Below are 12,751 nucleotides of genomic sequence, written 5' to 3' on the forward strand. Positions count from 1 at the left end.
CACAGCTACACAGACAAAACCCATCTTCATGGGTTTAAAATTAACGCAAGTTCGACAAAAATAATTTGACCATTTTATCCGTCTTTATCAGCGTTAATCTGCGTTTATCAGCGTTTAATAAATCCAAAAATCTGATTCTATGCAGCTACATCTTAATTTGGTATAAGGAAGACTGAAGACTAAGCGACAATAGATAGTAAACAAGGAAAAAAGATGTCAGAAAATCTTAAAAGTAAAACTATCACACAAGGGGTACAGCGATCGCCTAATCGTGCCATGCTGCGGGCTGTAGGTTTCCAAGATGAAGACTTTAACAAAGCCATAGTCGGTATAGCCAACGGTTACAGCACCATCACCCCTTGTAACATGGGGATTAATAAACTGGCACAAAGGGCAGAAGCCGCAGTTAAAACCGCCGGTGCCATGCCCCAAATTTTCGGAACAATTACTGTCAGTGACGGGATTTCCATGGGAACAGAAGGGATGAAATACTCCCTAGTATCACGGGAAGTCATCGCTGATTCCATTGAAACAGCCTGTAGCGCCCAAAGTATGGACGGTGTATTAGCAATTGGTGGTTGTGATAAAAATATGCCTGGGGCAATGTTAGCAATGGCGCGGATGAATATCCCTGCTATCTTTGTGTATGGTGGAACAATCAAACCCGGACATTATGAGGGTAAAGACTTAACCGTTGTCAGTTCCTTTGAAGCCGTTGGTCAATACAGCGCTGGCAAAATTGACGAAAATGAACTGTTAGCTGTTGAACGCGGTGCTTGTCCCGGTGCAGGGTCATGTGGTGGGATGTTTACAGCCAATACCATGTCTTCAGCATTTGAAGCAATGGGCATGAGTTTACCCTATTCCTCGACAATGGCTGCCGAAGACCCAGAAAAAGCCGACAGTACGGAACAATCAGCCGTTGTCCTCGTCGAAGCCGTTCGCAAGCAGATATTACCCCGGACAATCATCACCCGGAAATCTATAGAAAACGCCATATCTGTAATTATGGCTGTGGGTGGTTCAACCAATGCCGTATTGCATTTTCTAGCGATCGCCCGCGCTGCTGGAGTAGAATTAACCATAGACGACTTTGAAACCATTCGCGGTAGAGTTCCCGTCATTTGTGATTTAAAACCCAGTGGTAAATATGTCGCCACAGACTTACACAAAGCCGGCGGCATTCCCCAAGTCATGAAAATGCTGTTAGTCCATGACTTACTCCATGGAGACTGTATCACCATTTCCGGGCAAACCGTCGCCGAAGTATTAGCAGACATCCCCGCCGAACCACGTCCAGACCAAGACGTAATTCGTCCGTGGCATAACCCCATGTACGCCCAGGGACACCTAGCCATTCTCAAAGGCAACCTCGCCACAGAAGGGGCAGTAGCCAAAATTACCGGAGTCAAAAAGCCAGTTATTACAGGACCCGCCAGAGTATTTGAATCAGAAGAATCCTGTTTAGATGCCATCCTAGCCGGAAAAATCAAAGCCGGTGATGTCATTGTGATCCGTTACGAAGGACCAAAAGGTGGACCCGGCATGAGAGAAATGTTAGCCCCCACCTCCGCCATTATTGGTGCTGGTTTAGGAGACTCCGTAGGCTTAATTACCGACGGACGTTTCTCCGGTGGTACTTACGGCATGGTAGTCGGCCACGTTGCCCCAGAAGCGGCTGTAGGTGGTGCGATCGCCCTAGTAGAAGAAGGTGATAGCATTACCATAGATGCCCATAATCGTCTGTTGCAACTGAATATATCAGATGCAGAATTAGCCACCCGTCGCGCCAATTGGCAACCACTACCACCCAGATATACCAAAGGCGTACTGGCCAAATATGCCAAACTGGTATCCTCCAGCAGTGTAGGTGCAGTCACAGATTTAGACCTGTTTGCTAATTAGAATTATACCAGATACCCGACTTCTTAAAGAAGTTGGGTAATTGAATAAAATTAATTTTAAAAATAGCATCTCTTCCTTCTTACCCTCCGTGTCCTCTGCGCCTCTGTGGTTCGTTATCTTGAATATTTTCAAGCCTATGCAGCTAAATCCAACCTTACCAGACAAAGTTACCCAACATTGGCAAATAGTAAAAAATGGTGTTAATAATTTCACCCAATCTGTACAACAAAAAGCCACACAAACAACAGATAACACTAAAGCTTATTTAGAAAATCATTGGCAAAATGTCGAGAAAATTACTGACAATACATCAGAAGTAATCCAAAAAAATATTAATACTACTATTCATGATTTCTTATCACAATATCCCTGGTTTTTCCAAATATTAGAAATATTCACATGGGGAATAAATCACCCAGTCAGAGGCGTAGTAATTTCATTATTTACAATTGCTGTACTTTGGAGTATTATCAAAGCAATTGTTAAAATTATAGAAACAGCTAGTTGGTCAATTTTTAAAATTCCTTTTATATTATTCCAAAAAATATTAAAATCTCTTTGGATAAAATTTGCTAGATTCGGAATTTTCCCAATTAGAAAACCTCACAGTAAACAACAAAGGTTAGCCGAAATTTCCCAGCGTTTAGAAGTTATTCACAATGAACAACAAGCACTATTACAAGAAGCTGCAAAACTCATGAAAATTCCCTTTGCGTCAGAAAAGTACGAATTAAATGAACCACAAAGACACGAAGAACACGAAGAAAGAAAAGAAGAACAGAGTTAATATTCAATCTTTATCTGCGTTTATCTGCGTTTATCTGCGTTCAATTCTTTAACCCTTGTATAAATTGGAGTTTAGACTAGATCTTTTTTTGTAGGCTCAACCCCTTGCTGTAAGTAATAGGACAAACGTCACGAGGAATCAAACCGGATTCCTATATATATAAATATTTTTGTCCAATTACCCAATTGGCAACCACTACCACCCAGATATACCAAAGGCGTACTTGCCAAATACGCCAAACTGGTATATTCCAGCAGTGTAGGTGCAGTCACAGATTTAGACTTATTTGCTAACTAGCAGCAATACCTTGTACACTTTCTGTAGTTGGGTTAAGGGAACACCAAAAAATAAATTACCCAATTTTGTGGGATGGGCATCCTGCCCGTCCTTGATGGTTAGCGGGCTTTTCGGACCGAACCACAAGAAATTTTTGAGTATTTTTTTAATTGTAAGTCCCTCACAGACAACTTTTTCAGCAAGCCCTATTTATTTATACATTAAAAACTTTTTAAACAGCCTCTTAGCTTATATCTACCTAAATATATAAAGATGGCTTTTTATTTTTTACCATCTGTCCAATTTTTAAACTACCATCCTAATTATAACCACTACTGTAAGCATATAAACCCTGCCGCTGTAGTTGCACAAACTCAAATTAAGCCTGCTATAACGCCTGGAGTTAAAGAGTTTACAGATATAGTAGAGATTCCGCGAGTGATAGATTCAAATAAGCTATACTCGGATAAAATCTCTAACAAACCACTCAATAGAGAAGAAACAAATAGTAAAAATCAGGAAGTTACTCAAGAAGTTCCTAAAACTCCAGCAGTCCCGCCAGTTAATGAGTCTGCCCCTTCTCCTCCCAACCAATCCCCCCATTAATCCCCCCCATTGATCCTAAAAATATTGCTGCTCAATGGGGCGTTTTGCCTGTTGGAATTGAAGTAGATGGACGTGTGGTTGTTAAAAGTACATTGGTAAGGGGAACTGAGGATGGTTCTCAGGCAATTCAATTTGATGATTGGCTTGTTCCCTATGATGCCATGATCAAGGCGTTAAATATTCAGGTGACTAATTTGCCTAATGGTCAGGTACAATTACGATCACGCACAGTTATCTTCAATCTTGATCTTAGCCGCCTCAGACTCGACCCCGAAATTGGTGCTGTGTTGTCTATGCGGGATGTTAAAGATTGGTTTGGTATTACTCCAGAATTTGACATTAATAATTATGCCATCCGAATCAAATATCCTGCTACAAACCAATCTGACCCCACCAAAGTCCCCGTTGAGCCGCCCATTGACTTCACGAGCATCCCCCATATTTCTGCGCCTCGATTCACTGTCACTACCATAAATAAACAGGAAACAACCGAAAATTCCCCTTCTCGTGGTAGTCAGAACCGAATATTTACCAGTAGTGGTAGCTTGCTAGGCGGATCATGGCTTCTCACTCTTAATCAAACACGAACCCAAACCAAAAATAAAAATGAAACCATTTTGAGATTAGGTTCAGCCAGCTATACTCTCCACAAAGACTCCAGCGATTTATTTATAGGCTCACAACAGCCCTTTTGGCGTAGCACTAGCTCCAAACCTTTTTGGGGTGTAACCGCCGTCAAACGCTGGGGATTTACCATGCGCCTGGGGAACGGTGGAGACGTAATTACTCGTGTCCGACCAACAGGTTTCGGTCAAACGGTGAGGGGTCAAGCCGCTCCAGGAACTTTAGTACAATTACTTTCTATGTCTAATCAGCAGCTTGTTGCCGAGGTTTTAGTGGATGAATCAGGAAAATACAGTTTTAACGATGTCACCCTTTCTGAAGTGCAATTACTGTTATATCCCCAAGGAAAACTGACATCTAAACCCGAAGAAAGGATTGTCAAGCTCTCAATTATCCCTGGACAGTCACCTGCCCGCACTTCTTCTCTAATGGTATCAGCCGGGACACGACGCAATAATTTTACTAATAATAAACAGTTTTTAGGAACTTTCAGCGATTTGTCTTTAGCTGCAAGCTATCGTTATGGGGTATCCCAACAACTGACATTGGGAGCGATCGCTAGTTATGACAATGGTTTTTCCGCCTCAACAGAGTTATTGTTTCAACCCGAAAATACTCCCCTACAAATTACAGCTTCGGCTTTAACTCCAACTCTGAACACAGATTGGGACGTTAACGCTAATATTCAGTATAATCCCACTCCTAAAATCAAAACCAATTTAGCTACAGATTTACAACGCAGTAGTTTGAATATTCGTGGAACTGTTTTACCCTATCTAGTGCTATTTAGTGATTTTAACTATGACTACACTGCTAGTTTGCCATTTAGGTACAACATTGGCACACGAGTTAATATATTAATACGGAAAATTTCTGCTTCCCTAACTCTGCAATGGAATAGTGTAAGTAAAATAAAATGGGATTTAAATGGCAAAATAGGTAAGTTTCAACTCCAACATTCTCATAATAATTTTCTTACCCAAACTAACCTCACTTACAATCTCTTAGGTAACTCTAGTTCAAAAACAGGCAGTTCCTATAATTCTCTGGGTTTGAGTTATCAAACTCTTGTATCACCTGGTTCTAGCAACTCTAAAGGAGACTCTTTACTAACTCTCAATTGGCGTTTTCAGCCAGATAAATCTAAATTGCGGGTAGAATTAGGTTATGTTATTGGCTCAAATGGGTCGGGATTTATGACTAATTTCTCCCACGAAATCTTTTCCGGTTTATCTTTGCAAGCTAATTATAGTAATGTTGGTTTGGGGTCTAATAGTGGTAGATTTCAACTTTTACTATCAACTAATTTTGACTTCAAACGTGGTGCTTACCTAAAAGATTCTTCTTCAGCTATGGGCGAAATTTCTAGTGGTATTCTACTTAAACCATTTTTAGATAAAAATAATAACGGTATTAGAGAGCCGACAGAGCCTTTAATTGTCAAAAAATTCGACTCACTCTTGATTATTAATAACAAGCCTATTTCCGAATATCTACCAGAATTCACTGATAATGGGATTGTTACACCCCTTGACCCAGGACTTTATCGCCTTGACTTAGATCCTTCTAGCTATCCTCTAGATTGGTATCCTACTAAAAATACTGCTGTAGCACTTGAAGTTACCGGAGGAGGTTTTACAGAAGTCTTGATTCCCTTTGCTAGATCCTATGCGATATCAGGAACTGCAACTGATTCTCAAGGAAAAGTTATCTTTGGTGCTAGAGTTGAAGCTGTGTCTTCTACCTCTAGTCACAGAGTCTTTTCTATTACTAGTGCGGACGGTATCTATTATCTAGAAGGATTAATAGACCCTAATTATAATCTTTTCATTAATAATATCCCCGCAGCACCGAAAACCATAGATCTAAGCCAATCCTCTGAACCGTATCAACAGCTAAATTTGAGACTTAAACCGTAATATAACTGAGTTAGACATACAAAAAAAAGTATTGATATAAAATAAATTATGGTGTATGTTATTAACAATCGCAATTTTTTGTATCTTGGGTTGTTAGCGTTGCGAAGCAATGGTAAGTTTACGTGGTGTACCAAATGTACAATTCAACATAAGCTTTAAATCGTGCTGTCGCTTAACCCAAGCTACAAATCAAAGCTTTTTTAACTTGGCGAAGGTATTAGACATCTCCAAAAAAGATGGTAGAGACGTTACATGGAACGTCTCTACTACAGGGGGTCAAGGTCAAGAATCTTTAATCTCTGGAGATGTCTATTGAACAGTTAAATCTATTTGCTTGTTAATGGTATGTTTAGAGACAACTAATGTACTCTTACCGTGTTTCAAGCAACTCTGCCCGTACAGGGTGGACAAACGCCAGAATGTCTAAAATCCCAAAAAGTTTTCCACACAGCGTGAGGTTTTATGAGTAACGTTAAACAGACCGTTTATCTGATTACAGATCGTCAACGGGACGGATTGATTGGCTATCTGCAAAATTGTCCTTACAAAGAAGTTGCAGGAGCAATTCAATTTCTAACTAGCGCCCCTAGTGCTGTTTTAAATGTAGATGTTCCAGAAGACCAGTCTGCAACCAATAACGGAGAATCAGCGACTCCTGCTGCAAGTCTTGAGTTAACATCTGTCGCTTAAACAATACCTTCGCCAAAACTCTGAAACCCTACTAATATACTCAAAACAGTTGGACTGTTAAGTAGTGAGACAAAATTAATTACACAATGTCATTGCGTTAGCGCAGCGTGGCGTTAGCCATATATAACGAAGTGAAATGAAGCAATTCCAATGGTTGTGATTGCTTCCCTTGGCTGGCAATGACTGTAAATATTTTTGTCCAATTACTTACCCACAAAATTGGGTAATTTATTTATTGGTGTTCCCTAAAACCTGTTCAAATATCCTCTGAGAAGCGTTGTAGAGATGTTTCATGGAACGTTTCTACAAGGCTTACTTGGGGTGTTTTAAATTTCTCTTTTTCAACTTTCTCAACTTGCCGGGGAGTTTCCGCTCCTCTACCGAAAAAATTAGGTATCCGCTCAATAATCCGGGGTAAATCGTTCAATGACAAGCCTCAAATGGCGTAAAATCGTTCCCGAATAGGTGGTCTGCCCCCATTTATTGAGCGGATATCTTTCAGCATTGTTCTCCAACTGTTCATATATCCACCTAAGTAGGTTAGCGTTGAAAATTGTCGTTATAGCAAGGCAAGAGGCAAGAGTAAAGAAGTTTTCAGCGATTTTACGTTTCTTTACACAGTTTGGTTTTATTGTGTTCACCTACTTAATTCTATTACGAGAGTTCACTTGGTTTTCAGTAAGGGTATTAATTATTTTTTCCTCGCCCAAGTCGATTAATAAGTATGTATGGCGACTTCTTGGGATTTTCATGACTCAACATAAAAATAATCAATTTTAAGATAACTATACTAAGTTTATTTTTTCTTCATGAATAGCTAAAACTAAATTATAAAGAGATTTCGACAATTATAATTAAGGAACTTTACTTAACTTTCTTAAATATGCCCACAGCATATAGAAAAAATTATATAGTAAACCTACTTAAGTTACTTGTTTCAATTCCTCAATAACCGACTCCCAGCATCGGTTCATTTGAACAAGGTCTTACTTCTACCACTTTAAGTATTAAAAAAATGAAACGTATCTCTTTGATTTCTGCTCTTGTATTAGGCGGTTCTTTTTTATTAGCACCAGTAGCCAAGGCTGACCAAACCTTGAATATGGACTTTACAGGTATTGCTCAGGCTAACTGTTCGTTCACCAACCTCACATCCGGTGCAATTGTGGCAAGAGGTCGTGACCTGGGAACTATTTCTTCTAGCTCTGGCACCTCAATAGGAGCAACTGCTGGTGTAACTCCAAAAGCAGCAGGTGCTACAGTTTCATGCAACTCAGGCACAGCATTTTTTGTAGACACTCCTGTTGCTGATCCAGCCAATAGTCCTATTACTCTAGCTAGTACCAAGTCAGTTTTAAAAGCAGGTGAAGCTTCTGTAGAAGCTTATACCGCATCCCCTGGTACAGGACTTCCTGGTACCTCTGTCAGAAGCGATGGTTTCGTGCAGGTACCTGTTTCTGAGCCTACGCCTCTGACAGTTGATATGAACGTTCAAGCTACGTCTAATATTCCCGTAGGTATCTACAAATATACAGTTTTAATAACCGCAGTTCCTCAATAAACATCTCCAGAAAAGAGTGTAGAGAGGTTCCATGAAACGTCTCTACAAGGGTTCTAGTAGTTCGTCAAATTTATTTTGACGGGTAATGATCGGAAAAAACTTCTGTTCTTCCCTCCCCCTCTACCCCCCTACCTCCCCTACCCCCCTACCTCCCCTACCTCCCCTACCTCCCCTACCTCCCCTACCCCCCCCTGCTTGCCTTCACCCGTCATTTTCGGGTTGACAGACTACTAGAATACCCATATTTAATTTCTGGAGATTAGTAAAAATTGAATCTGCGTTCCCATAGCCATGTAGATACCTGCCATGAAAGTTATCTGCATGGCTGGATTAATTTAACCTTAATAACAAGCAATACAGCCGACAAACTCAGTAGAGCTATTTTGAGTATACCTATGTTTACTATTTACCCTTCTCCTCTGCAAAATATCCTTAATTTTGGTATCCGCGCCCTTACTTGGGGAAGTTTTATTGGATTCCCTCTGGTGCTATCTAACCAAATGGCTCAAGCACAATCCTTAAATTTGATTCCAAGCATTGTCGAGTTAAATAGCGAAGGTGGCCAGTCCGAAGGGGTATTTAACATCGTGAATGCCAGCACCACTGCCCCTATTCGCGCTCGACTCTATGCCGAACCTTTTTCCTATACGGATCGAGGATTCCGTCCAGAACCTAATAGTAAAGCCGACCTTACTCCCTATCTTGTATTTTCTCCCCGTGAGCTAACACTCGGACTAGGACAATCTCGACAGGTGCGACTCGTGACTCGTATTCCCAAAGATATCACTAATAAAGAGTATCGGGCAGTAGTGTATGTTCAATCATTAACTGAATCTCCTGATAACCCCAATGCACCTAAGGATGTAGTCACTGTAACAATGGGTCTGGCCACGAGAATTGGGGCAACCGTTTATGCTCGTCAAGGTAAGATTGCCCCTAATTTCAACATTACAGGCGTTGAATATAATCCTAAAGAACGACAAATATTACTTGGTGTCCAAAATACTGGTAATGGTTCAACCCGTCCCTATATTGAATGGACACTTAAACAAGGGGATAAGGAAATTGTCAGTCAGGTAAGTGAACCTACATCAATAGTACCTGAAAGTAGCCGTAAATTCCCGATTAGTTATCCGGCAAAGGATGAAAAGCCTCTTCCCGCTGGGACTTATAATTTTTCTGGAAAACTTGTTTGGGTTAATAAAGGTTGGGCATTAAATTCTAAGACTGACCAAAATGTTCTCCCTTTTAATTTTCCCCTCACTATACCTAGTAGTCTGTCAACCCAAAAATGACGGGTGAAGGCAAGCAGAGGGAGAAGAACAGAAGTTTTTTCCGATCATTATTACTAAGTAGGTTAGCATTGAAAATCGTCGTTATAGCAAGGCAAGAGGCAAGAGGCAAGAGTGAATAGGGTTTGGGCGATTTTACTTTTCTTTACACAGATTGGTTTTATTGTGTTCACCTACTAGACTTCTCCGGTAAAGATTGTAGAGACGTTCCATGGAACGTCTCTACAAGGGTTTCAAACGACGCACATTTAATTTTCGGAGATGTCTACTTAGTAAATAATCCTGGAAATATGGCTAACGCCACCCTACGCTATCATTCCCAGTTGGGTTATGGGTTTGTTTCATTAAAACCTTTTCAAACATCCTCGGAGAAGCCTTGTAGAGGTGTTTCATAGAACGTTTCTACGGGTTCCTTGGGGGTTTTGAGTTTCTCTTTTTCAACTTTCTCAACTTGCCGGGGAGCTTTCGCTGCTGTAAATAATATTATGGCTTCATCAAAATTTATCTGACTATTGTAGTCATAAATAGATTTATAATGATAATAGGCTTCAAAAGCTTTCTTAGCATCTTCCATTATGCGAATATCTTTCACACTACCTCTCCAAAATTCGGCTGCTTTTTGGTTAACTTCTTCCCATTCTTGACTTAATTTTAACCTTTTTACGCTCTCTTCCTTAATCAGTGTATGCAGCCAATACTTGCCCTTGGCAAATTCAAACAAACGCAAATTTTTTAAACTTCTAATTATATACATACGCTGTTGCTGGTCAGGAATATCCCACAACAAAGCCAGTAAGGCATCTTCGGTAACTTTCGGTATATCTTGATAGCGATAACACCCTAAGCGACACAGTAACTTATAGGCATTTGGATTTAAACTTTGCAATCGGTTAAATTGATTGACAACTAAATTTTTTAATCCTTTTTCCACCAAAGCACAATTTTCTTGCCAATAAGCAGTTGCATCTCCTTTATAATCTGTTTTTATTGAGGTAACTAGGACGTGCATAGCTTTTGCATTACCCCCATATTTTATGTACATTTCTTTTAGTAAAGAAATATTAATCTCAACTTCGTGAAATGCAAAAAATTCTTGCCACGCTGATACACTTAATTCACTTAAATAATAATGATAAATTATATCAACACGGTCATCAAATAAATGTTCTCTACTAGTAATTATCGTAAATGACTGGACAGTTGCATCAGCTAAAACCCTGAATAATTCTAGATAAAGACTATGATTTTGAATGAACCTACCATCTTTATCTAGTGCGGTTTCTAAGTTATCAATTAATATCCCGACTTGGCGATTTTGCAAGTGTTTTTTTAATCTTGCGAATGTAATACCAAATTCCCTTCCTGGTTCTTGTTCAAAGTATTGTTGCAGCCATTCTTCAACTACGCTTTCCACATTAGTGATGTTCTCTGCCTCTCTACCCATTTCTAGGGATAAAACTAAATCAAACCCTTGACTATTTAAATATTGCCTGGCTAAAGTTGTTTTACCTAGTCCTCCTGGTGCCTGAATAACAATCATTTTTTGATGTTGATTGATTAGAGTATTAAGCCTTGCTAAGTCATCTTCTCTACCGAAAAAATTAGAATGTTTGTTGTTAACAGGAAAGAAGTATTGATGGCAACTCTTCGGACTATTTGTATCTTTTAAAACTAGAATAGCATCTACGTTATGGTCGTATGATATGTTTAATGTCTTAAACACTAATTTAATTGCATACTCTTCAACATTCTGCTTTGTTAAAATTTTACGAATCGTATTGCTACTTATACTTTCACCAGTATTTTCCATCTGTTTATGTATCCACGTAATTCTATTACGAGGGTTCACATTGTTTTCAGTAAGGGTATTAATTATTTTTTTCTCGCCCAACTCGGTTAATAAGTATGTATGGCGATTTCTTGGGATTTTCATAACTCAACGTAAAAATAATCAATTTAAGGAAGTTAACTGTAACTACACTAGGTTTATTTTTCTTCATAAATAGCTATACTCTAAACAATTAAAACTTGGACTTTTTGAAAGGTCTCAAAATTCAGAGACAGCAAGCTATCTAGCTTTTCTTGTTTGTCAGTATTAGCGGTGTTAATACGGTTAGATATTGCTCCATTAAACTCAGTAAAGTTACTATAGCGGTTCTCGATTGAGTGAGATACAAGAACCCCACCCCCAACCCCCTCCCCGCAAGCGATGAGGGGGCTATGATGTATCTCATGCAAGTGCATACCGCTATATAGTATTTAGAGTACAAACATTCATTTCTAATAAACTTCCAAAATCGCTCAATTAAATTTAGCTGTGGTGAAGAAGAAGGTAAACAAAATAACTGTATGCCCAATCCTTTGGCATGATCTTGTACCCGGTTACACTTTTGGTATTGCGTCTGCAATACTTGAATGCGGGGATTTTTCAAAATACTCTTTCAAAATATAGGACTCTCCTAATTGATGTTGTTTTCGATATTTAGCACAAACTATAAATTTCTTTATACCCTGACTTTTTAAATACAGAACTTCCATCTTTTTCCGTACTAATGAATGAGGATGATGATACCTTTAACAATGCAGCGTATCATATCTTATTCCATAAAATCTATTCTCAACATCAGACTTTACCCTTTAATAGCACTCTATTGATTATGGCTCTTCGGTACTTGTTTTTGCCGCCAAATAAAAGTCCAATTTTTAACCAGTTCCAGTATACAACCAAATTATGAAGCGACTCCCAGAATTTTAATTAATAAACTTAACTTGACTTTCTTAAATGTGCCAATACCGTTAGTAATTTAATTGCATACTATTCAACATTCTGTTTTGTTAAAATTCTAGGAATCGTATTGCTACTTATACTTTCACCATTGTTTTCCATCTGTTTATGTATCCACGTAATTCTATTACTAGGGTTCACGTGGTTTTCCTCACCCAACTCGGTTAATAAGTATGTAAGTAGGTGAACACAATAAAACCAAACTCTGTAAAGAAACGTAAAATCGCTGAAAACTTATTTACTCTTGCCTTTGTCCTGACTATAACGACAATCTTCAACGCCAATCTAATTATGGCGATTTCTTGG

Annotated in this window: 10 protein-coding genes and 1 pseudogene; 8 read left to right on the forward strand and 3 right to left on the reverse strand. The window is 39.1% G+C overall.

Features of this window, described 5'->3' with window-relative positions; genetic code table 11:
* Positions 1 to 213 precede the first annotated feature (213 nt).
* The 6 genes from ilvD to NG743_RS24615 all read left to right on the forward strand — a co-directional run bounded on the left by ilvD (position 214) and on the right by NG743_RS24615 (position 6,807).
* Positions 214 to 1,905 carry a dihydroxy-acid dehydratase gene (gene ilvD, locus NG743_RS24590; RefSeq protein WP_027401401.1) on the forward strand — a complete coding sequence of 564 codons (1,692 nt, stop codon included), beginning with the start codon at positions 214 to 216 and terminating at the stop codon, positions 1,903 to 1,905.
* Between the two features lie 136 nt (positions 1,906 to 2,041).
* Positions 2,042 to 2,692, forward strand: a complete 651-nt coding sequence (locus NG743_RS24595; RefSeq protein ID WP_052149894.1) for a hypothetical protein — start codon at positions 2,042 to 2,044, stop codon at positions 2,690 to 2,692.
* A gap of 549 nt (positions 2,693 to 3,241) precedes the next feature.
* Positions 3,242 to 3,574 carry a hypothetical protein gene (locus NG743_RS24600; RefSeq protein WP_257121081.1) on the forward strand — a complete coding sequence of 111 codons (333 nt, stop codon included), beginning with the start codon at positions 3,242 to 3,244 and terminating at the stop codon, positions 3,572 to 3,574.
* Positions 3,575 to 3,618: 44 nt separating this feature from the next.
* A complete protein-coding gene (locus NG743_RS24605) occupies positions 3,619 to 6,117 on the forward strand; it encodes a carboxypeptidase-like regulatory domain-containing protein (RefSeq protein WP_257121083.1) in 2,499 nt (832 codons plus the stop codon).
* A 109-nt stretch (positions 6,118 to 6,226) separates the two neighbouring features.
* Complete coding sequence (locus NG743_RS24610; protein WP_152540417.1) at positions 6,227 to 6,433, forward strand: hypothetical protein; 207 nt, start codon at positions 6,227 to 6,229, stop codon at positions 6,431 to 6,433.
* Between the two features lie 146 nt (positions 6,434 to 6,579).
* Positions 6,580 to 6,807: a hypothetical protein gene (locus tag NG743_RS24615; protein ID WP_193963307.1), complete on the forward strand. Its 228-nt coding sequence runs from the start codon at positions 6,580 to 6,582 to the stop codon at positions 6,805 to 6,807.
* Positions 6,808 to 7,063: 256 nt separating this feature from the next.
* On the opposite strand, the gene NG743_RS24620 is transcribed toward NG743_RS24615, so the two are convergent.
* Positions 7,064 to 7,234, reverse strand: a complete 171-nt coding sequence (locus NG743_RS24620) for a hypothetical protein (protein ID WP_257121084.1) — start codon at positions 7,232 to 7,234, stop codon at positions 7,064 to 7,066.
* Positions 7,235 to 7,822: 588 nt separating this feature from the next.
* Between NG743_RS24620 and NG743_RS24625 the strand changes: the two genes are divergently transcribed.
* A complete protein-coding gene (locus tag NG743_RS24625; RefSeq protein WP_039201628.1) occupies positions 7,823 to 8,368 on the forward strand; it encodes a hypothetical protein in 546 nt (181 codons plus the stop codon).
* Positions 8,369 to 8,637: 269 nt separating this feature from the next.
* The gene (locus tag NG743_RS24630; RefSeq protein ID WP_257121085.1) at positions 8,638 to 9,663 is read left to right on the forward strand and encodes a fimbrial biogenesis chaperone; all 1,026 of its coding nucleotides are present in this window, start codon (positions 8,638 to 8,640) and stop codon (positions 9,661 to 9,663) included.
* Positions 9,664 to 10,015: 352 nt separating this feature from the next.
* On the opposite strand, the gene NG743_RS24635 is transcribed toward NG743_RS24630, so the two are convergent.
* Both NG743_RS24635 and NG743_RS24640 read right to left on the reverse strand, forming a co-directional pair.
* A complete protein-coding gene (locus tag NG743_RS24635) occupies positions 10,016 to 11,470 on the reverse strand; it encodes an ATP-binding protein (RefSeq protein WP_257121086.1) in 1,455 nt (484 codons plus the stop codon).
* A gap of 445 nt (positions 11,471 to 11,915) precedes the next feature.
* A pseudogene (locus NG743_RS24640) lies at positions 11,916 to 12,059 on the reverse strand (transposase); the annotation flags it as partial.
* Positions 12,060 to 12,751 lie beyond the last annotated feature (692 nt).

The sequence above is a fragment of the Dolichospermum heterosporum TAC447 genome (genome assembly GCF_024584745.1).
Taxonomy (GTDB): domain Bacteria; phylum Cyanobacteriota; class Cyanobacteriia; order Cyanobacteriales; family Nostocaceae; genus Dolichospermum; species Dolichospermum heterosporum.